This is a genomic window from Roseateles noduli (genome assembly GCF_050626985.1).
Classification (GTDB): domain Bacteria; phylum Pseudomonadota; class Gammaproteobacteria; order Burkholderiales; family Burkholderiaceae_C; genus Roseateles; species Roseateles noduli_A.
In genome coordinates this window covers 3,979,778-4,000,925 of the sequence record NZ_CP192463.1, presented here as the reverse complement: position 1 = coordinate 4,000,925, position 21,148 = coordinate 3,979,778, and the positions used below count along the sequence as shown (strand labels likewise).

Annotated in this window: 14 protein-coding genes and 1 tRNA gene; 10 read left to right on the top strand and 5 right to left on the bottom strand. The window is 68.7% G+C overall.

The window, feature by feature from the left end:
• Nucleotides 1-132: 132 nt before the first annotated feature.
• A complete protein-coding gene (locus ACQ4L4_RS17480) occupies nucleotides 133-798 on the bottom strand; it encodes a hypothetical protein (RefSeq protein WP_431100188.1) in 666 nt (221 codons plus the stop codon).
• Between the two features lie 466 nt (nucleotides 799-1,264).
• On the opposite strand from ACQ4L4_RS17480, the gene ACQ4L4_RS17475 reads away from it, so the two are divergent.
• From ACQ4L4_RS17475 to ACQ4L4_RS17465, 3 genes are read left to right on the top strand one after another with little or no spacing between them, the layout of a single operon-like run.
• Entirely contained in the window at nucleotides 1,265-4,516 is a 3,252-nt protein-coding gene (locus tag ACQ4L4_RS17475; RefSeq protein ID WP_431104964.1) for an efflux RND transporter permease subunit, read from the top strand.
• Nucleotides 4,467-5,726, top strand: coding sequence for an efflux RND transporter periplasmic adaptor subunit (locus tag ACQ4L4_RS17470; protein ID WP_431100187.1), 1,260 nt, complete (start codon nucleotides 4,467-4,469; stop codon nucleotides 5,724-5,726). Before ACQ4L4_RS17475 ends, ACQ4L4_RS17470 begins: the two co-directional genes overlap by 50 nt.
• Before the next feature lie 26 nt (nucleotides 5,727-5,752).
• Nucleotides 5,753-7,216, top strand: a complete 1,464-nt coding sequence (locus ACQ4L4_RS17465; protein WP_431100186.1) for an efflux transporter outer membrane subunit — start codon at nucleotides 5,753-5,755, stop codon at nucleotides 7,214-7,216.
• Between the two features lie 25 nt (nucleotides 7,217-7,241).
• On the opposite strand, the gene ACQ4L4_RS17460 is transcribed toward ACQ4L4_RS17465, so the two are convergent.
• Together ACQ4L4_RS17460 and ACQ4L4_RS17455 are read right to left on the bottom strand one after the other, a co-directional pair.
• Nucleotides 7,242-7,550 (bottom strand): addiction module antidote protein, encoded by a 309-nt coding sequence (locus ACQ4L4_RS17460; protein ID WP_431100185.1) that lies wholly within the window; start codon nucleotides 7,548-7,550, stop codon nucleotides 7,242-7,244.
• 3 nt (nucleotides 7,551-7,553) lie between these two features.
• The gene (locus ACQ4L4_RS17455; protein WP_431104963.1) at nucleotides 7,554-7,742 is read right to left on the bottom strand and encodes a type II toxin-antitoxin system RelE/ParE family toxin; all 189 of its coding nucleotides are present in this window, start codon (nucleotides 7,740-7,742) and stop codon (nucleotides 7,554-7,556) included.
• A 448-nt stretch (nucleotides 7,743-8,190) separates the two neighbouring features.
• Between ACQ4L4_RS17455 and ACQ4L4_RS17450 the strand changes: the two genes are divergently transcribed.
• Nucleotides 8,191-9,663 (top strand): pectate lyase family protein, encoded by a 1,473-nt coding sequence (locus ACQ4L4_RS17450; RefSeq protein WP_431100183.1) that lies wholly within the window; start codon nucleotides 8,191-8,193, stop codon nucleotides 9,661-9,663.
• 162 nt (nucleotides 9,664-9,825) lie between these two features.
• Here ACQ4L4_RS17450 and ACQ4L4_RS17445 read toward each other — a convergent pair.
• Nucleotides 9,826-9,902: transfer RNA gene (locus tag ACQ4L4_RS17445), tRNA-Met, on the bottom strand.
• A 100-nt stretch (nucleotides 9,903-10,002) separates the two neighbouring features.
• Here ACQ4L4_RS17445 and ftsY point away from each other — a divergent pair.
• A complete protein-coding gene (gene ftsY, locus ACQ4L4_RS17440) occupies nucleotides 10,003-11,247 on the top strand; it encodes a signal recognition particle-docking protein FtsY (RefSeq protein ID WP_431100182.1) in 1,245 nt (414 codons plus the stop codon).
• Nucleotides 11,248-11,424: 177 nt separating this feature from the next.
• Here ftsY and ffh read toward each other — a convergent pair whose 3' ends face one another.
• Nucleotides 11,425-12,819 (bottom strand): signal recognition particle protein, encoded by a 1,395-nt coding sequence (gene ffh / locus ACQ4L4_RS17435; RefSeq protein ID WP_377160192.1) that lies wholly within the window; start codon nucleotides 12,817-12,819, stop codon nucleotides 11,425-11,427.
• Nucleotides 12,820-12,864: 45 nt separating this feature from the next.
• Here ffh and ACQ4L4_RS17430 point away from each other — a divergent pair, with 45 nt between their 5' ends.
• The 5 genes from ACQ4L4_RS17430 (at nucleotide 12,865) to ACQ4L4_RS17410 (ending at nucleotide 20,942) form a co-directional block, all read left to right on the top strand.
• A complete protein-coding gene (locus tag ACQ4L4_RS17430; RefSeq protein WP_431100180.1) occupies nucleotides 12,865-13,698 on the top strand; it encodes a cytochrome C assembly family protein in 834 nt (277 codons plus the stop codon).
• Between the two features lie 50 nt (nucleotides 13,699-13,748).
• Nucleotides 13,749-14,063, top strand: a complete 315-nt coding sequence (locus tag ACQ4L4_RS17425; protein ID WP_431100179.1) for a PP0621 family protein — start codon at nucleotides 13,749-13,751, stop codon at nucleotides 14,061-14,063.
• 14 nt (nucleotides 14,064-14,077) lie between these two features.
• Nucleotides 14,078-15,826, top strand: a complete 1,749-nt coding sequence (locus ACQ4L4_RS17420) for a sensor histidine kinase (RefSeq protein WP_431100177.1) — start codon at nucleotides 14,078-14,080, stop codon at nucleotides 15,824-15,826.
• Nucleotides 15,816-17,468 (top strand): sigma-54-dependent transcriptional regulator, encoded by a 1,653-nt coding sequence (locus tag ACQ4L4_RS17415; protein ID WP_431100176.1) that lies wholly within the window; start codon nucleotides 15,816-15,818, stop codon nucleotides 17,466-17,468. The genes ACQ4L4_RS17420 and ACQ4L4_RS17415 overlap by 11 nt, the downstream gene beginning before the upstream one ends.
• Before the next feature lie 546 nt (nucleotides 17,469-18,014).
• Nucleotides 18,015-20,942, top strand: a complete 2,928-nt coding sequence (locus tag ACQ4L4_RS17410; protein WP_431100175.1) for a ribonucleoside-diphosphate reductase subunit alpha — start codon at nucleotides 18,015-18,017, stop codon at nucleotides 20,940-20,942.
• The last annotated feature ends 206 nt before the right edge of the window (nucleotides 20,943-21,148 follow it).

The following is a 21,148-nucleotide window of genomic DNA, read 5'->3' as shown; positions in this document are numbered from 1 at the left end:
AGTGTAGCGGGCGTGGTCCCGTCGCCGGCTGGGGCGGGCTGCCGGTTTCCGATGGTGGTCGGGCGGTCCGGAGCGATTCAGACGGCCGCTCGAAGACGGGTCAGCGGCTGCCCAGGGCGGCCCAGGCGCGGCTCAAAGGCGCCCGTTGGCCGTGTTCTGTGCCACGGCCGCGGAGGCCGGTTCGGGCAGCACGTAGACGACGCCCGCTCCGTGGCCGAGCACCGGCGCGACGACGCGGTCGAAGAAGTCGCCCGTCACGACCACGCAACCCAGCGAGATCCGGTTGTCGTCCGGCGACAGCGAGGCGAGTCGCTCGGCCCGGCGCTCGTAGGCCGGGCCCGGGCGCAGCCGGTGGATGGCGAACGCGGCGTCGTAATCGACCCAGATGACGGTCTCGCCCTTCAGATTGGGACCGGGTTGGCTGTCGTAGCGACCGGAAGGGGTGGTCCGCAGATCCGGCGGGATGCCGGTGCTCACCATCTGACCCACGCCGGGCGCGACCGTGTCGCCGCGAGCCAGGCCCAGCAGCGCCGCTGAGGCACCGATCAGATGGCCATCGGCGCTGAAGACGAAGAGCTTGGCTTCCTTCTTGTCGACGACGGCGAAGGGCAGGCCCTTGGCGTCGGCGCGGTCGAAGGCGACCCGGGCCATGGCGCGAGCCTCGGGCGACGCGGCCTCGCCGTGGAAGTCGACGGTGGCCGGCGCCATCCGCGCAGAAGGCTGCGACAGCTGCGTCTGGAGTGCGGGCTCGGCGTTGACGCCCGGAGTGCCCGTCGACAGTGCGACGGCCGCTGCCATCGCCATCCATGCCTGTACCGCTTGTCTGGACTGACCCAACGACCCGATCGACTTCATGCTGCCCGATGTCTTTCTGGCGGACGGTCTGGCTTGCTCCGGCTGGGGCCGGGCGGGTCCGCTGGGGCCGCATATTAAGGAGCAACCGGGTGTTTCAACGGTCGATCTGTCGGCAAAAACGGCAGGACTTTCCCGGGAATTTGTAAGGCGTGCGCGTTGCGGCACGAGATGGCGTACGTTAGGTACGAGATAGGAACTTCCATCCGGTCTCCGCCCGCTTTTGCGACAGGTTTCGCACCACACCGATGCTTGCCGCCCAAAGGCGGGGTGCGATCCCCCGTACGCGTACGGTCATTACCGATCAGCAATACAGGGCGGCGCGTCGACACACAAAATCCGCGCTCTGCATGACCGGGAAACGGTCAAAGAAGAGAGCAACGATGACACCGATCGTGGGAACCCGTCCATGCTGATGGCCGCCGTGCGCGTCGCGCTGCGACGTCCTTACACCTTCTTCGTGCTGGCGCTGCTGCTGCTGATCCTGGGCCCGCTGGCGGCCCTGCGCACGCCAACGGACATCTTCCCGGAGATCCGGGTGCCGGTCATCGCGGTGGCCTGGCAGTACACCGGGCTGCCGCCGGACCAGATGGCCGGGCGCATCTCGACGCTGTTCCAGCGCACGCTGACGACCACCGTCAACGACATCGAGCACATCGAGGCCAACACCTATCCCGGCGTCTCGGTGGTGAAGATCTTCTTCCAGCCAGGCGTGAACATCGCGGTGGCCAACGCGCAGGTCACCGCGGTCGCGCAGGTCGCCGTGCGGCAGATGCCGGCCGGCACGACGCCGCCGCTGATCCTGAACTACAACGCCGCCACGGTGCCCATCCTGCAGCTGGCGCTCTCGGGCAAGGGGCTGTCGGAGCAGCAGCTCTTCGACCTCGGCTTCAACACGATCCGCACGCCGCTGGTGACGGTGCCGGGCGCGGCGATCCCGCTGCCCTACGGCGGCAAGCAGCGCCAGGTGCAGATCGACGTCAACCCGGCCGCGCTGCAGGCGCGCGGGCTGTCGGCGCAGGACGTGGCCACCGCGCTGGCGACACAGAACGTGCTCACGCCGATCGGCACGCAGAAGATCGGCGAACTCGAATACACGCTGCAGCTCAACAGCGCGCCGTCGGCGATCGAGGAACTGGGCCGGCTGCCCGTGAAGGTGGTCAACGGCTCGACCATCTATCTGCGCGACGTGGCCGACGTGCACGACGGCAATGCGCCGCAGACCAACATCGTCCATGTGGACGGCGGGCGCTCGGTGCTGATGTCGGTGCTGAAGAACGGCGCGGCGTCGACGCTGGCGATCGTCGACGGCGTGCGCGCCAAGCTCGGTGAGTTGCGGCCCTCGCTGCCCGACGAGCTCGAGGTCAAGCCGATCAACGACCAGTCGGTCTTCGTGCGCGCCGCCATCAAGGGCGTCGCGATCGAGGGCGCCATCGCCGCGGCGCTGACCAGCGCGATGATCCTGCTGTTCCTGGGCAGCTGGCGTTCGACGGTGATCATCGCGGTGTCGATCCCGCTGTCGATCCTCGGGTCGATCATCGGCCTGGCGGCGATCGGCGAGACGCTGAACCTGATGACGCTGGGCGGATTGGCGCTGGCGGTGGGCATCCTGGTCGACGACGCGACGGTGACCATCGAGAACATCAACTGGCACCTGGAGCATGGCAAGGGCGTCGAGGAGTCGATCATGGACGGCGCGCGCCAGATCGTGACGCCGGCCTTCGTCTCGCTGCTGTGCATCTGCATCGTGTTCATCCCGATGTTCTTCCTGGAAGGCGTGTCGCGCTTCCTGTTCGTGCCGATGGCCGAGGCGGTGATCTTCGCGATGGTGTGCTCGTTCATCCTGTCGCGCACGCTGGTGCCGACGATGGCGAAGTACCTGCTTCAACCGCACGCGCCGCTGACCGACGGCCACGGGCATCTGGCGCAGGCGCCGTCGCGCAATCCGCTGGTGCGCTTCCAACGCAATTTCGAAGCCCGCTTCGAGCGCGTGCGCGAGGGCTACCGCCGGATGCTCGAGACCGCGCTGGGCAGCAAGAAGCCCTTCCTGATCGGCTTCGCGGCGGTGGTGCTGCTGTCCTTCGCGCTGGTGCCCTTCATCGGAAGCAACTTCTTCCCGCAGGTCGATTCGGGCCAGATCCTGATGCACGCACGGGTGCCGGTGGGCACGCGCGTCGAAGAGACCGCCGCGCGCTTCGCGAAGATCGAGCAGGCGATCCGCCGCGTGATCCCGTCCGAGAAGATCGAGACGATGGTCGACAACATCGGTCTGCCGCCGTCGTCGATCAACCTGACCTACAACAACACCGGCGTGCTGGGCACGTCCGACGGTGACTTCCAGATCGCGTTGAAGGAAGGCCATGCGCCCACGGCCGACTACGTGAGGCAGCTGCGCCAGATCCTGCCGCGCGAGTTCCCGGACACGACCTTCTCCTTCCCGCCGGCCGACATCGTCAGCCAGATCCTGAATTTCGGCGCGCCCGCGCCGATCGACGTGCAAGTGCGCGGACGCGATGTCGAGTCCAACTTCGCCTACGCGCAGCAGCTGCTCAAGCGCATCAAGGCGATCCCCGGCGTGGCCGATGCGCGCATCCAGCAGTCCAACAAGGCGCCGACCTTCAACGTCGACGTCGACCGCACGCAGGCGCAGTTGCTGGGATTGACCACGCGCGACGTGGCCAACAGCCTGGTCGTGAACCTTGCCGGCAGCAGCCAGGTCGCGCCGACCTTCTGGCTGAATCCGCAGAACGGCGTGAGCTATTCGATCGTGATGCAGACGCCGCAGCACCAGCTCGATTCGCTGGCGTCGCTGAGCAACCTGCCGATCGGCAACGGCAACCAGGCGGGCACGTCGACGCTGGGCGGCCTGGCAAGCTTCCAGCGCGTCAACAGCCCGGCGCTGATCAGCCAGTACGACGTTGCGACGATGGTGCAGATCCATGCGACGACGCAGGACCGCGACCTGGGCGCCGTCGCGCGCGACATCCGCAAGGTGCTCGCCGACACGCAGGCCGACGTGCCCAAGGGCTCGAACGTGCAACTGCTCGGCCAGGTGCGCACGATGGACCGCGCGTTCTCGGGGCTGCTGTTCGGGTTGCTCGGCGCGGTGGTGCTGATCTACCTGCTGATCGTCGTGAACTTCCAGTCCTGGCTGGATCCGGCGGTGATCGTGTCGGCGCTGCCGGCGGCGTTGGCGGGCATCGTGTGGATGCTCTTCGCGACGGGGACGACGCTGTCGGTGCCCGCGCTGACCGGGGCGATCATGTGCATGGGCGTGGCCACCGCCAACAGCGTGCTGGTGATCAGCTTCGCGCGGGAGCGGCTCGAGGAACTCGGCGACGCGACCGCCGCCGCGATGGAGGCCGGCTTCGTGCGTTTCCGGCCGGTGCTGATGACGGCGCTGGCGATGGTCATCGGCATGCTGCCGATGGCGCTGGGCCTGGGTGAGGGCGGCGAGCAGAACGCGCCGCTGGGACGTGCCGTGATCGGCGGGCTGGTCTTCGCCACCTTCGCGACGCTGGTCTTCGTGCCGGTCGTGTTCAGCATCGTGCACCGACACCACCGCAAGACCGGACCTGCTTCCGACCTTTCCGAATCGAACGACTTGACTGCCGGTGCCGCGACTGCGCTGCCCGGGGCCGGAGATCCTTCCCATGCGAACTGATGCCGACAACGCCGTTGTGTCTTCCCGTCCTCCCGCGCGCTTCAAGCTCGCCGCGACCGTCGCGGTCGTGATCGCGATCGCGGTGGTGGCGGCGGGCCTGTGGGCCCGCAAGTCCAACGCCGAGCAACTGCAGGCCACGGCCGACGAACGCGGTCAGCCGAGCGTCGCGGTGGTCACGCCGCAACGCTTGACCGAAGGCGGCTTGGAGCTGCCCGCGCGGATCGAGGCCTGGTCGCGCGCGCCGATCTATGCGCGGGTCAGCGGCTACCTGAAGCGCTGGAACGTGGACATCGGTGGCAAGGTCAAGGCCGGGCAGCAGCTCGCCGAAATCGAGACGCCCGACCTCGATCAGCAACTGATGCAGGCCAAGGCCGAGCTGGCGACCGCGCGCAGCAACGCCGCGCTGGCGGCGAGCACCGCCAAACGCTGGCAGGGGCTCCTGGAGTCGGACTCCGTGTCCAGGCAGGAGGTCGACGAGCGCACCGGCGATATGACTGCCAAGCAGTCGCAGGTCAATGCGCTGCAGGCCAACGTCGATCGCATCGAGGCGCTGAAACGCTTCACGCAGTTGACGGCGCCGTTCGACGGCGTCGTCACCGCGCGCAATACCGACGTCGGCGCGCTGATCAACATCGGCGGTGCGCCGGGCAGCGAGCTGTTCGTCGTTTCCGACATGCGCAAGCTGCGCGTCTACGTCAATGTGCCGCAGCGCCAGGTCGCGCAGGTCCGGGCCGGCGGCAAGGCCGTGCTGACGGTGCCCGAGCGGCCCGGCCAGCGCTTCGCCGCGACGGTGCAGTCGACCTCGCAGGCCATCAACACGGCCAGCGGCTCGATGCTGGTGCAACTGGCCGTCGATAACGAGAAGGACGAGTTGTTGCCAGGCGGTTTTGCGACGGTGCGCTTCGACGGCGCGGCTTCGGCCGGGGCCGACGCGCCGGCGAATGCCGCTGTCTCGCTGCCGCCGGGCGCCGTGATCATCAACAAGGACGGCGTGCAGGTCGCGACCGTCGACGCGAGCAATCGCGTGAAGCTTCGCAAGGTCACGATCACGCGCGACATGGGCACGAGGATCGAACTTGGCGGCGGTCTGACGGCCTCGGATCGTGTCATCGCGAACCCGCCGGACGGCATCGCCGATGGCGACGTGGTGCGTGTCGCGCAGCCCGCGGCCGCGCCAGATGCTGCGGCTTCGGCGAAGGGGCGTTCATGATGGAGCGCCGGTCAACCCGCCAGGCCGTGTACGTTGCTCGTGGCGTCTCGCTCGCCGCTGGTACCTTGATGGCCGCGTTGATCGCGGGCTGCGCCCAGCCCCCGAAGACGGCCTTGCCCGAGGTGCCGATGGCGACGGCTTTCAAGGAAGCCCGTGGTCCCTGGGTCGAGGCTGGCGCCTCAGCCGCCGCGCCGATCGCGTTCGACGGTTGGTGGAAGGGCTATGGCGACCCCGAGCTTGACGCGCTGCAGCAGCGCCTGATCGAGAACAGCCCTGACCTTGCCTCCGCGCTCGCCCGCTACCAGCAGGCGAAGGCGGCGACGGACAGTCTGCGTGCGGCGCAGTCGCCGACGCTGAACAGCTCGCTCAACGGCCAGCGCGACCGGCAGTCGGAGCGCCGCCCGTTGCGGGTGCTCGGGCCGACCTCGCCGGATTGGTACAACAGCGCGACGCTGGGCCTGGATCTGAGCTACGAAGTCGACCTGTGGGGCCGCATCTCGGAACAGGTCCGCGCGGGCCTGGCGACGGAGCGGGCGGCTGCCGCGGACCTCGCCGCCGCGCGACTCGCCCTGCAGGCGCAGCTCGCGGATTCGCTGCTGCAGCTGCGGGGCCTGGATCGCGACAACGCGCTGCTGGCCGACGCGGAAGAGGCCTACACGCGTGCCTTCGATCTGATCTCACGCCGGCACCAGGCCGGCATCGCGTCGGGCCTGGATCAGGCGCGGGCCGAAGGCCAGCTCGAATCGGCGCGCTCGCAGCGCCGGCAGTCTCAGGCACAGCGCGCGGTGCTGGAGCACGCGATTGCCGCGCTGGTCGGGGCCAACGCGTCGAGCTTCCGCATCGAGCCGGCCTCGTCATTGGATCTGGCGATGCCGGTGGTGCCGCCGGGGCTGCCTTCGACCTTGCTGGAGCGCCGTCCCGACATCGCGGCGGCGCAACAGCGCGTGGTGGCGGCGACCGCGACGCTGGGGGTGGCGAAGACGGCGTTCTTCCCGTCCGTCGTGCTGAGCGCGCAGGGCGGATTCCAGAGCAGCGACTTCGGCCGCTTCCTCGAAGCACCGAACCTGTTCTGGGCCATCGGTCCGACGCTGGCCTACAACCTGTTCGACGGCGGCCGCCGCAAGGCCGAGGAAGCGCGCGCGAGCGCGGCGCTGGACGAGTCGGCGCAGCGCTATCGAGGCACCGTGCTCGCCGCGTTCCAGCAGGTCGAGGATCAGTTGGTGCTGCTGGATCGCTACGGCGAGGCGCTGGTGGCGGAGAACAAGTCGGTCGACGCAGCGGAGCGCTCGCTCGCGCTGGCGACGAACCGTTATCGCGCCGGTGCGGCGGCCTACCTGGAGGTGGTCACCTCGCAGACGGCGGGCCTGCAGGCGCGGCGCAGCGCGGTGGATCTCGCGACGCGGCAACGCCGTGCGACGGTGGCGCTCGTGAGGGCGCTCGGCGGCGGATGGAGTGCGCCGGTGGAGATGAAGGCGGACGCGCAGCGCTGAGCGCTCCGCGCGAGGCCCATTGCGATCAGGCCGGATGCATGGGCATCGCCACGAGGCGCAAGCCCAGTGCCGCGCAGACCTTGCTCACCGTATCGAAGCGGGGCGAGGCGCCGGGCCGCAGGGCCTTGTACAGCGCCTCGCGGGTGATCCCGGAGTCCTTGGCGATCTGCGTCATCCCGCGGGCGCGCGCAATGTCGCCGAGGGCCGCTGCCAGCAGCGCGGGGTCGTTCTCTTCCAGGACCACCGTCAGATAGATCGCGATGTCTTCTTCCGAGGTGAGGTATTCAGCGGCATCGAATTCCTGAAGGTCTGAGATCTTGATCTTCTCGCTCACGGCTCACTCCTCGAGTTTGGTCGCCACCAGCATGGCCCGCTGGATGTCGGACTGCTGCGAGGATTTCTCGCCGCCGCCCAGCATCCAGATCGCCGTGCTGCTCCGACGCACGTAGTACATGCGCCAGCCGGGCCCGAAGTGCTCACGCATTTCATGGATCACGCCGCCGCCGACAGGCGCCACGTCACCCAGGTTGCCGAACTGGACTTTGCGCAGGCGGTTGGTCAGACGCAGCCGGGTGGTCGGGTCTTCGCAGGCTCCGGAGCCACTGGGAGAACTCGTTCACCTGCATGACCGTATAAGACATGCGCGAAGTGTAATCGAACGATGACACTCACCAGGTCGGTGCGGCGTTTGATAGCGATCCGTAACGCCAGATCGGCAAATGTAAAACGGCTTTTCGAAAATTCGCGTTCTCGTTAGTCTGCGCCCGTTGTCGACGTGGCCGCGCCTGCGCGCTGGCGCATCGACACGTGGCCTGTGCCGACGGCCACCGTCCCCGACGCGGATCCTGCAGGTCCGTGCCGTGCGAGGCGGAGGAAACGGCGTTGGGTTCCCGAACATTTTTCGATTCACCGCTGACCGGTGAGGGCGGAGCCATGCCCTTGCCGATCGCTCCAACGACTTTGGGAGACATTCGATGAAGAGCATCCGAATTGACGAGTCCGCTGCGCTGGTCGCGCCGAAGCCGCCGACCGCGGGATCGCTGCGCGCGCCTGGCCCGCGGCAGGGCCTGATGGCGATGGCGGTCATGGTCGGCGCCGTTGCGCCGATCGGCGCGGCGCACGCGGTCGATTGGCCGTCCGGCTATTCCAAGTGCGCGGACGAAGGCGGCACCTGCAAGGTGGGTGACACGGCGCGTCAGGTGTCCTTCGGCGTGAAGGACAAGTGGGTCATCAAGACGCTGAGCGGCAACGTGGCCTGCGCGTCGTCCACCTTCGGCGGCGCGGATCCGAATTCGGGCAAGGCGGAGAAGTGCGCGGTGGGACCGGCCGGGTCGCCGGCGCCATCGCCGTCTCCGGCACCGTCTCCCTCGCCGGCGCCTTCCCCTGCGCCTTCCCCCGCACCGTCGCCTTCTCCCGCACCGGCCCCGGCGGGTCACAGCGGCGGCTACGCGGGGCAGGTCACCGGCGGCGGCTCGGCAACGCCGATCACCGTCACGACCGCCGCGCAGATGCAAGCCGCGATCGATGCCTACAGCGGCAACGGCGGCCTGGTGATCCGCTACGCGGGGACCTTCGATTTCGGCACGATCCCCGATCCCTGCGCGCAGTGGAAGAAGGCGGCCGGCGCCGTCGTCGAGGTCAAGAACAAGAGCAACGTCACGATCGAGGGCGTCAACGGTTCGGCGGCCAACTTCGGGCTTGCGATCAAGGCCGCGGCGACCAACATCATCATCCGCAACATGACGATCGGGCTGCTGCCCGGATCCATCGATGCCATCGGCATCGAGGGCCAGAGCGGCAAGTTCCCGGGCTACGTCTGGATCGACCACAACACGCTGTTCAGCTCGACGGCCGAATGCTCCGGCGCCGGCGACCTGGAGTTCGACGGTCTCATCGACAGCAAGGCGGGTGCGCATCACATCACCTACTCGTACAACTACATCCATGACCACCACAAGGTCGGCCTGATCGGATCGAGCGACAGCGACGCGAGCGACCGCTACATCACCTTCCACCACAACGTGTACAGCAACGTCGGCTCGCGGCTGCCGCTGCAGCGTGGGGGCTACACGCACCTGTACAACAACCTGTACTCGGGCGTGCTGACCTCGGGCGCCAACATCCGCATGGGGGGCTACTCGCTGATCGAAGGCAACTACTTCGAGAACGCGCAGAACCCGGTGACCTCGCGGGACAGCTCGTCGATCGGCTACTGGGAACTGCGCAACAACAACGTGCGCAGCCCCGCCGACTTCGCGACCTACGGGATCAAGTGGGTGGCCAGCGGTTCGAGCCCGTCGCGCGACGCGAGCGATTGGACGACGACGGCCAACTTCCCGGTCGGCATCCCGTATGCGTACACGGTGCATGCGCCGGCCTGCGTGAAGCAGAAGCTGCTCACCGTGGCGGGGGCGGGGAAGAACTACGCGACCTTGAGCTGCAATTGAGCTGCCGTTGATCAGTCATTGAGTGACTGACCATGAAGGGGCCGTCGCGACGCGATGGCCCCTTCTCGCTGATGGATGCTGGGGGCACCGATCCGGCCACCCCCAAACGGCAACCCCAAACGGAAAACCCCGCAGAACTTGCGTTCTGCGGGGTTTCGTATTTGGTGGCGCTTCAGGGATTCGAACCCCGGACCTGCGGATTATGATTCCGTCGCTCTAACCGGCTGAGCTAAAGCGCCTTGCGAAGACAGCGACTATAGCAAAGTTTTCGCAGACAATGCAAGCCCCGCCGATCACGGCATCGACAGTTCGGCGCGCGAGTCCCACTCGACCCCCTCCATGTTCAGCTTCCTCAAGAAAAAACTGGGCTTCGGCTCCGCCGAACCCACACCGGCTCCCGCTCCAGACGCGGCGCCTGTCGTCGATACGGCGCCTCCGCCGGCCCCAGCCCCGGCCGTTGTGCCGTCGCCGGTCCCGGCCCCTACGCCCGCAGCGCCGCAAACCCTGACCCCAGCGCCGACGCCAACGCCAACGCCCGTTCCGGTCTCAGCCCCGGTCGTGGCGCCGCCCCCCGTTGCCCCGGCGCCTGTCGCAGCGTCGACACAACCCAGGGTCCCACTCGCCGCAGCGCCGGCCCCTGCGCCCGCTCCGGCGCCTGTGACGGCGCCGGTCGTCGAGGTGGTGCCGCGCAAGAGCTGGATGGACAAGCTCCGCCAGGGACTGCGCAAGACCGGGTCCAGCATCTCCCAGGTCTTCACCGGCACGCAGATCGACGATGCGCTGTATGAAGAGCTGGAGGCCGCGCTGCTGATGGCCGACGCGGGCGTGAAGGCGACCGAGTTCCTCCTCGAGGACCTGAAGCGCCGAGTGAAGGACGCCAAGGCCACCGAGCCGGCCGCCGTGCGGCAGTTGCTCGTGGACGCGCTGACCGAGCTGCTGCAGCCGCTGCAGCGTCAGCTCGTGATCGGCGAGCACTCGCCGACGGTGATGATGGTGGTCGGCGTCAACGGCGCCGGCAAGACGACCAGCATCGGCAAGCTCACGCGCCACCTGGCCGATGCCGAGGCCAACGTGCTGCTGGCCGCGGCGGACACCTTCCGCGCGGCGGCGCGCGAGCAGCTCGCCGTCTGGGCGGACCGCAACCGCGTGCAGATCGTCAGCCAGGAGGGCGGTGATCCGTCCGCGGTGACCTTCGACGCGGTCGTCGCCGGAAAGGCGCGTGGCTGCGACGTCGTCATCGCCGACACCGCCGGCCGGCTGCCGACGCAGCTCCACCTGATGGAGGAGCTCAAGAAGATCAAGCGCGTGATTGCCAAGGCCCAGGAGACGGCGCCTCACGAAGTGCTGCTGGTCGTCGACGGCAACACCGGACAGAACGCGCTGATGCAGGTGAAGTCCTTTGACGACGCGCTCGGACTCACCGGGCTGATCGTCACCAAGCTCGACGGCACGGCCAAGGGCGGCGTGCTCGCAGCCATCGCGCGCGAGCGTCCGATCCCGGTCTACTTCATCGGCGTCGGAGAGAAGCTCGAAGATCTGCAGACCTTCGACGCGCGCGAGTTCGCGCAAGCGCTGCTGGAGTAACGACCGAAGTCCCCGGTCGCGAAACCGTCGAAGGACGGGGATGGTTGGGGACGGTGAGTCGTGGGGTTTCGGCGCTCGCCGCCGGGGCCCCATGACTCGGCGGCCAGCGCGCCGAACCAAGCAGGCAGCAAAAGAAAAGGGCTCCGTGTTGGAGCCCTTGTCATTGGTGACTGACGGTCACATCGGGAACCCGCCGCCCCCGCCGCCCATGAGGTTCTTGAGCCCGCCCATCTTCTTCATCATCTTCATCAGCCCGCCGCCCTTCATCTTCTTCATCATCCCCTGCATCTGGTCGAACTGATTGAGCAGGCGGTTGACTTCCTGGATGTGGACGCCGGCGCCCGCGGCGATGCGGCGCTTGCGGCTGGCCTTGGACTTGCCGTCCATCAGCAGCGACGGCTGGCGGCGCTCCTTGGCGGTCATGGCGTTGAGGATGCCCTCCATGCGCTTCATGTCGCGCTCGGCCTTGTCCATGTCGGGCTGGCCGGCCTTGGCGGTCATCTGCGTGGGCAGCTTGTCCATCAAGCCGGACAGCCCCCCCATCTTCTTCATCTGCGAGATCTGCGCGAGGAAGTCGTTCAGGTCGAAGCCGTCGCCGGACTTGAGCTTCTCGGCCAGCTTCTGCGCCGCCTCGACGTCGACGCCCTTCTGGACTTCCTCGACCAGCGCGACGATGTCGCCCATGCCGAGCACGCGGCCCGCGTGGCGGTCGGCGTCGAAGACCTCGAGGCCGTCGATCTTCTCGGACACGCCCGCGAACTTGATCGGCGCGCCGGTGATCTGCTTCACCGACAGCGCCGCGCCGCCGCGCGAGTCACCGTCCAGCTTGGTCAGCACGATGCCGGTCAGCGGCAGCGCTTCCTTGAAGGCCTTGGCGGTGTTGATCGCGTCCTGACCCTGCATCGCGTCGACGACGAACAGCGTCTCCACCGGCTTGAGCGTCGCGTGCAGGTCGCGGATCTCGGCCATCAGCGCCTCGTCGATCGCGAGGCGGCCGGCCGTGTCGACCAGCAGCACGTCGAAGAAGTGGCGCTTGGCATGATCGAGCGCCGCCAGCGCGATGTCGTGCGGCTTCTGGTCCGGCGCCGACGGGAACCATTCGGCGCCCGCCTGCTTCGTCACCGTCTTGAGCTGCTCGATCGCGGCGGGGCGGTACACGTCCGCGGAGACCGTCAGCACCTTCTTCTTGCGCTTCTCGGTCAGGTGCTTGGCGAGCTTGGCGGTCGTCGTCGTCTTGCCGGCGCCCTGCAGGCCGGCCATCAGGATGATGGCGGGCGGCTGCGCGGCGAGGTTGATGTCGGCGACGCCTTCGCCCATCGTCGCGGCCAGTTCCTTGTGGACCACCGAGACCAGCACCTGGCCCGGATTCAGCGAGGCGACCACCTCCTGGCCCAGCGCCTTCTCCTTCACGCGGGCGATGAAGTCGCGCACCACGGGCAGCGCGACGTCGGCCTCCAGCAGCGCCATGCGTACCTCGCGCAGCATGTCCTGCACGTTGGACTCGGTGATGCGGGCTTGGCCCCGCATGGTCTTGACGAGCCGGCTCAGTCGATCGGTCAGGGTGGATGCCATCGTTTCGGCGCCGCGCAAGCGGGCGCGCCTCATTACACTTTGCGGATGATTTTATCGTCCGCCTCCGCCGAGCCCAGCGGCCTGCTCCTCGCCGCCCTCAGCGCCGCCGGGGCGTTGGCCTATGCCGCCGCCGCCGTCTTCGCCCACCGGCGGCCTCGCACCTGGCGCGCGGTGCTGGTCCTGGCCTGGCTGCTGCACCTGGCCGCGCTGGTCGTGGACATCGGCGGCATCGGGGCCGAGCCGGTCAACGGCGGTCATGCCGCGCGCTTCGGATTCGCGCCGTCGCTGTCGATGACGATCTGGCTGATGATCGGCGTCTATCTGGTCGAAAGCCGCTTCCTCCCGCTTCCGTCGGCGCAACGGCTGCTCAGCGTGCTGGGGCTGGTCGTGATGATGGTGGCCTGGGCCTTCCCCGGCGAGTACCGCCCGCAGGCGGGCTCGCCGCTGGCGCCGCTGCACTGGGCGATGGGCCTGGCGTCCTACGGCCTGTGCGGCGTCGCGGTGATGCATGCGGTGATGCTCAACCGCGCCGAGCGCCAGATGCGTTCGCAGAAGGGGCAGGGCGCGCCTGCCTTCGGCACGCCGCTGCTGCGGCTCGAACGCCTGACCTTCCAGTTCGTGGGGGCGGGTGTCGTCGTGCTGTCGATCGCCTTGCTGCTGGGCGTGGCCTTCACGCCGCAATGGCGCTGGGACCACAAGACCTTGTTCGCCGTGCTTGGCTGGATCGTGCTGACCGGGCTGCTCACCGGACGTCGCGTCTTCGGCTGGCGCGGCAGGCGCGCCACGCGGTGGCTGTACTTCGGCGCCGCGCTGCTGCTGCTGTCCTATGCCGGTTCGCGCTTCGTGCTGGAAGTCGTGCTGCAACGTCCGCCGATCTGATCGCAGATCGCCCCCGTGTTCCTCTCCTCGATCCTTCCGACGCCCTCATCGTGATCAAGCTGCTCTTTTGGATCGTCCTGCTGGCGGTGGTCGCCTTCATGCTCGGCTTCAAGCGCGGGCGGCCAGCCGCGCGCGAGGAGCGCGGCCCGGCGGCGCCCCCGCCGTCCGCACCGGCACCCGCGCCGTCCGCGCGCGAACTCGAGTCCATGGTGAGCTGCGCCGAATGCGGCACGCACCTGCCCGCCGGCGAGGCGGTGCCGGGTCGCGGCGGCCAGTTCTGCAGCGTCGCGCATCGCGCCGCCCATGAAGCGCGCCTGGACCTGGCCGAGGCGGAGCGCGCCCGCGGCGGCGGTGCCGGGACTTGACCGCCGGAGCGCGCATGGCCACCAACGAGGCCCGCGGCGCCATCAGCGCCAGCACCATCCAGCGGCTGTACCGTGCCTTCATGGGCGCGCGCGCCGCGCTCGGCCTGGCCTTGCTGGCCACGCAATCGCTGGCCGGCCTGATGGGCGCGCGGCCGACGGGCTGGGTCGCGCTGCTGGCGCTGATCTACGGCGTGCAGACGGTGCTCGCGTGGCTGCTGCCGCGCTGGTTCGGCGGAGGCGAAGCGCCGCCCAAGGACCGCGCGGGCCTGAGCGCGCGCCAGTTCCTGGTCAGCATCGGAGCCGACCTGCTGCTGTTCACGGGACTGCAGTTGCAGGAGCCCGGAGGACCCTACGGCGCGCTGTTCTTCATGCCGGCGCTGATGGCTGGCGCGCTGATGCCGCGGTTGCGGGCGCTGGGCTGCGCCGCGCTGCCGAGCCTGGTGCTGCTGACGCTCTCCGGCTGGGCCGTGCTGAGCGATCGCGACGGCGCGTTGCGCATCAGCCAGGCGGGTCTGCTGGGCTGCGGGCTGTTCGTCGTCACGTTGCTGTCCAACGAGATCGCGTCCCGCCTGGCACGCGAGGAGCGCGCCGCGCGTGGCAGCCTCGAGTACGCCCGCCAGCAGGCCGACTTGAACCGCCTGGTCATCGAGGAGATGGAGGAGGGCGTCCTCGTCGCGGACCGCCGCGGGCTGGTGCGCACCGCCAATCCGGCGGCGCGCGCGTTGCTGGCCGAGGGCGCCGCGCTGCGCTCCGGCGCCTTCCGGCTCGACACGACGCCGGCCTGGAAGCCGCTGCTGCGAGCCATCGAGAAGGCCTTCGGCGGCGAGCAGTGGCCCGAGTCCGGCCGCGACCTGCTGCTGGACTTCGGTCGCGGCAAGCAGCGCTCGTTGCGCGCGCGGATGCGTTTCACGCAGCGGCCGGTGGACGGCGACGACCTGTGCGTGCTCTTCCTCGAGGACAACCGGATGCTCGAGGCGCGCAACCGCCAGGAGAAGCTGGCCGCGATGGGGCGCGTGTCGGCGGGCATCGCGCACGAGATCCGCAATCCGCTGACCGCGATCGCGCAGGCCAATGCGCTGATGGCCGAGGACCTCGCCGACGACCCGCGGCTGGAGCCGCTGACCCGCATGGTGAGCTCCAACGTGGAGCGGCTCAAGCGGCTGGTCGAGGACGTGATGGAGGTCGCGCCCGGCATCGCGCCGGTGTCGCTGACGCTGGCCGCCGCGCCGCTGGTGCGCGAGTACTGCGCCGACTGGGCCGTGACGCAACGCCTGCCCGAGGGCGACGCCAGTCCGCTGCGCATCGAGATCTGGCGTGACGGCCTGCTCATCAGCTTCGAGCCCGAGCATCTGCGTCGCGTCCTGATCAACCTGCTGGACAACGGTCTGCGCCACGCCCGGCCCGGACCCGGCGCGCTGCGCGTGCAGCTGGCCGAGTCGGAGGAGTGGGTGCGCCTGTCGGTGTTCAGCCGCGCGGAGGCGATCCCGCCGGAAGTCGAACGACATCTGTTCGAGCCCTTCTTCTCGACGCGCAGCCGTGGGTCGGGTCTCGGCCTGTACATTTGCCGCGAGCTGTGCGAACGCTACGGCGCCCGCATCAGTTACCACCGCCATGCCGCGCTCACGGGCGGCCCGGCGGATGCCGAAGCCAACGAATTCCGCGTGCTGCTGCCGCGGCCGGCGACGCCGGCCGGCGTGCTGGCCTCGATCCCGTCCGCGGGGCCGGACTCCTACTTCCCTGACACCGAACTCCATGAGCGCTGATCCCCGCCTGCTGGTCGTCGACGACGAGCCCGACCTGCGCACCCTCTACGAGATGACGCTGCTGCGCGAGGGCTTCACGCTGGACAGCGCCGGCACCGTCGAGGACGCGCTGGAGCTGCTCGGTTCACGCCGCTACGACGCCGTCATCACCGACATGCGGCTGCCCGACGGCAGCGGGCTGGACATCCTGCGCTGGCTGGAGCAGCAGGGCCGCAGCGAACGCGCGCTGGTGATCACCGCCTACGGCTCCGCCGAGAACGCGGTCGAGGCGCTCAAGGCCGGCGCGTACGACTACCTGACCAAGCCGGTCGACCTGCGCCAGTTCCGCATGGTGGTCGCGTCGGCGCTGGGGCGCGCGTCCAAGACCGAAGGCACGGTGCCGAGGCCCTTCTCGTCGGCCCCGCCCGCGGTGGCTGGTAGCCCGTCGGGTGGCGCCGCGCGCGGAGCCGCCGCCGCCGCCGCCGCCGACACCGATGCGGACACCGACGCGTTCGCCCCGACCGCGCCGGCCACCTTCGACGTGCTGCCCCCGGTGGATGCGCCCAGGCCCGGGACGCCGGAGCGGCGCAAGGCCCCGCGCCCCGCGCCGCCGCTGACCGGGTCGACCTCGGCGCTGGAGCGGCTGGTCGGCGATTCGGCGCCGATGCGGCAGGTGCGCGAACTGATCGAGAAGGTGGCCCGCAGCATGGCTCCGGTGCTGATCAACGGCGAGTCCGGCACCGGCAAGGAACTGGTCGCGCGCGCGATCCACGACGTCAGCGCGCGGCGCCCTCAACCATTCATCGCGGTGAACTGCGGCGCGATTCCGGAGCAGTTGCTGGAGGCCGAGTTCTTCGGCTATCGCAAGGGCGCGTTCACCGGCGCGAGCGAGGACCGCGAGGGCTTCTTCCAGGCCGCGCAGAACGGCACGCTGTTCCTCGACGAGATCGGCGACCTGCCGATCGCGATGCAGTCCAAGCTGCTGCGCGCGCTGCAGGAGCGCTCCGTGCGCCCGGTCGGCGCGGTGGCCGAGATCCCCGTCAACGTGCGTCTGCTCAGCGCCACGCACAAGGACCTGGCGGCCGAGGTGGCGGGCGGTCGCTTCCGTCAGGACTTGTATTACCGGCTCAACGTCATCCAGATCCGTGTCCCGCCGCTGCGCGAGCGCATGGAGGATCTGGCGCCCATCAGTGCGCGGATCCTGCTGCGCATCGCCGCCGACGCGGGCGTCGCGCCGATCCCGGTATTGACGACGGCCGCGCTGGCGACCCTGTCGCGCTACAGCTTCCCCGGCAACGTGCGTGAGCTGGAGAACCTGCTGCATCGCGCGCTGGCGCTGTCCAGCGGCGACGGCATCGATCTCGCGGATCTCGGTCTGCCCGACAGCGTGCTGGGCCCGGACGACGCGCCGGTCGATCCTGCCTTCGGCGGCGTGGATCCGTCGCTGGCGGCTGTGCTGCCGGCCGAGGCCGGCGGCGGCGCACCGCTCCCGTCCGACCTCGCGGCCTACCTGGATGAAGTCGAGAAGCAGATCCTGCTGCGCGCGCTCGAACGCCATCGCAACAACCGGACGGCCGCCGGCGCGAGCCTGGGCCTGTCGCTGCGTCAGATGCGTTACCGGATGGCGCGCCTGGCGATCTCCATCGGCGGCGACGAGTCCTGACCCCGACTGTCTTCTGCGCGCATTGCGACCATGACCCCACCGCGGGTGGCGACTCAGGGAAGGTCCTGATCGGGACTTGTCCTAGCCCCCAGGGACACCCCGCGAAGTCGTCATCGAATTGCCATCGTCGTGAGCGCAGCAACCATGGGCGTTCGCAGCGCATTCGGTCCGCCAGCCCGCGTGGATCCTGGCGCTCCGGACGCGATGCGCGAATCCATCGGACATGTGCGGGGTCAGGTCTTCCGGCTAGCCCAGCAGGTGGCGCACGTCAAGCGGGAAGGACGCTACCGCTAGTTCCTTGAAGGTCCCGGGACCACTAGATATAGTGTTTTGCATGCTATCCTGCTGACTTCGCAAACACGGCGATGAATGCTCCATCAGAAGTCTTGTCCGCAGTGCCGGCCCCCCAGCCGGAGGAGCGGAATCACCAAGCCAAGGCGCATCTTCAGCATCGCGAGCACCACCTGACCCCCTGATCGTTTGGCCCTTCGGAAAAGCCGGGCCGGGCGCAGCATTTTTTGTTTTCCAGACCAGAACGAGGATCCCATGCAGACAGTCGCCGCCACACCGACCGCTGAAACGGGCCTGGCGCAGGCTCCCCGCGAGTCCGCCGCCGCTTCGGCCAGCTTCCCGCAGCACCAGATCATCCGCCGCAACGGCGCGGTGGTGCACTTCGAGCCGAGCAAGGTGGCGGTGGCGATGATGAAGGCGTTCCTCGCGGTGCACGGCACCAGCGGCGCCGCATCCGCGAGCGTGCGCGAGACCGTCGACGCGCTGACCGACTCCGTGACCCGCGGCCTGCTGCGCTCGCGTCCGGCCGGCGGCACCTTCCACATCGAGGACGTGCAGGACCACGTCGAGCTGGCGCTGATGCGCGGCGGTCACCATGAAGTGGCGCGCGCCTACGTGCTGTACCGCGAGCGCCGCACGCAGGAGCGTGCCCGCCAGGGTGAGCAGCAGCAGGCCGCCGTGCTGGAGTCCGGCATCTCGGTGACCGAGAACGGCGTGCGCGTTCCGCTCGACCTGAACAAGCTGTCCGCGCTGATCGCCTCGAGCTGCGAGAACCTGGGCGCCGACGTGAAGCCGGACCCGATCCTGGCCGAAACGAAGCGCAACCTGTACGACGGCGTGCCGATCGACGAGGTCTACAAGGCCGCCATCCTGGCCGCCCGCACGCTGATCGAGAAGGACCCCGGCTACACGCGCGCCACCGCGCGTCTGCTGATGCACACGATCCGCCGCGAGATCCTGGGCGAGGACGCGACGCAGGCCGAGATGGCCACCAAGTACGCCGACTACTTCCCCGGCTTCATCAAGAAGGGCGTGCAGGCCGAGCTGCTCGACGAGAAGCTGCAGCAGTACGACCTGGCCCGGCTGGGCGCCGCGCTGAAGGCCGAACGCGACCTGCAGTTCGACTACCTGGGCCTGCAGACGCTGTTCGACCGCTACTTCCTGCACGTCGACGGCACCCGCATCGAACTGCCGCAGGCGTTCTTCATGCGCGTCGCGATGGGCCTGGCGCTGGGCGAGATCGACCGCGAAGCCCGCGCCATCGAGTTCTACGAAGTCCTGTCGACCTTCGACTTCATGAGCTCCACGCCGACGCTGTTCAACGCCGGCACGCGCCGCTCGCAGCTGTCGAGCTGCTACCTGACGACGGTGGCCGACGACCTGGACGGCATCTATGAAGCGCTGAAGGAAAACGCGCTGCTGTCGAAGTTCGCCGGCGGCCTGGGCAACGACTGGACCCCGGTCCGCGCGCTCGGTTCGCACATCAAGGGCACGAACGGCAAGTCGCAAGGCGTGGTGCCGTTCCTGAAGGTGGTCAACGACACCGCCGTCGCCGTGAACCAGGGCGGCAAGCGCAAGGGCGCCGTCTGCGCCTATCTGGAGACGTGGCATCTGGACATCGAGGAATTCCTCGAGCTGCGCAAGAACACCGGCGATGACCGCCGCCGCACGCACGACATGAACACGGCGAACTGGATTCCCGACCTGTTCATGAAGCGCGTCATCGAGGGCGGCGACTGGACGCTGTTCAGCCCGTCGACCTGCCCGGACCTGCACGACCTGTTCGGCAAGGCCTTCCAGACCGCCTACGAGGCGTACGAAGCCAAGGTCGACCGTGGCGAGCTCAAGCTCTACAAGCGCATGCCGGCCCGCGACCTGTGGCGCAAGATGCTGACGATGCTGTTCGAGACCGGCCATCCCTGGATCACGTTCAAGGACGCCTGCAACGTCCGCAGCCCGCAGCAGCACGTGGGCGTGGTGCACTCGTCCAACCTGTGCACCGAGATCACGCTGAACACCAACGACAACGAGATCGCGGTCTGCAACCTGGGCTCCGTCAACCTGGCGCAGCACGTCAAGGACGGCCAGATCGACCAGGAGAAGCTGAAGAAGACGGTGTCGACGGCGATGCGCATGCTCGACAACGTCATCGACATCAACTACTACGCGGTCAAGAAGGCACGCGACTCGAACCTGCGCCACCGTCCGGTGGGCCTGGGCATCATGGGCTTCCAGGACGCGCTGTACCAGCTGCGCGTGCCTTACGCCTCCGACGCCGCGGTGGAGTTCGCCGACCGTTCGATGGAAGCCGTCTGCTACCACGCCTACTGGGCCTCGACCGAGCTGGCCGCCGAACGTGGCCGCTACAGCAGCTATCGCGGTTCGCTGTGGGACCGCGGCATCCTGCCGATCGACTCGCTGGACCTGCTGGCCGAGGCCCGCGGCGGTTTCGTCGACGTGGACCGTTCGTCGACGCTGGACTGGGACGCGCTGCGCGCCAAGATCGCCCGCGACGGCATGCGCAACAGCAACTGCGTGGCGATCGCGCCGACGGCGACGATCTCCAACATCATCGGCGTCGACGCGTCGATCGAGCCCTGCTTCGGCAACCTGTCGGTGAAGTCCAACCTGTCGGGCGAGTTCACCGTGGTGAACGAGCACCTGGTCCGCGACCTCAAGAAGCTGGGCCTGTGGGACGACGTGATGGTCATGGACCTCAAGCACTTCGACGGTTCGCTGCGCCGCATCGACCGCGTGCCTGAAGAGCTCAAGCAGCTCTACGCGACCGCGTTCGAAGTCGACACCGTGTGGCTGGTGGAGGCCGCCGCGCGCCGTCAGAAGTGGATCGACCAGGCGCAGAGCCTGAACATCTACATGGCCGGCGCGTCGGGCAAGCGCCTGGACGACACCTACAAGCTGGCGTGGCAGCGCGGTCTGAAGACCACCTACTACCTCCGCACGATGGGTGCGACGCACGCCGAGAAGAGCACGGTGCAGAACGCCGGTCAGCTCAACTCGGTGAGCAGCGGCGGCAGTGGCGTGAGCGCCGCGCCGGTCGCGGCGGCACCGATCGTCGTCGCTCCGATCGCTGCATCGGCGGCGCCGGAACTGGGGAATGCGACGCCGGCCACCGACGTCACGTTCTGCGCGATCGACGACCCCGGTTGCGAGGCCTGCCAGTAATCGAAACAGGAGGTGTCGGCGTCATGCGCCGACGCCTCCGACGCTCGCGATGCGAGTGTTCATCGATGTTTGCGGCGATCGACGGTTTTTTCCGCGACGCTTGTCGACGATCGATGAACGCTTGATACGACGCCCCGCCGCGCTCATCGGGAGGCGCGCAGCACACGGTCCCACGCGACGAATGCGATGCGGACCAGCAACAGCGA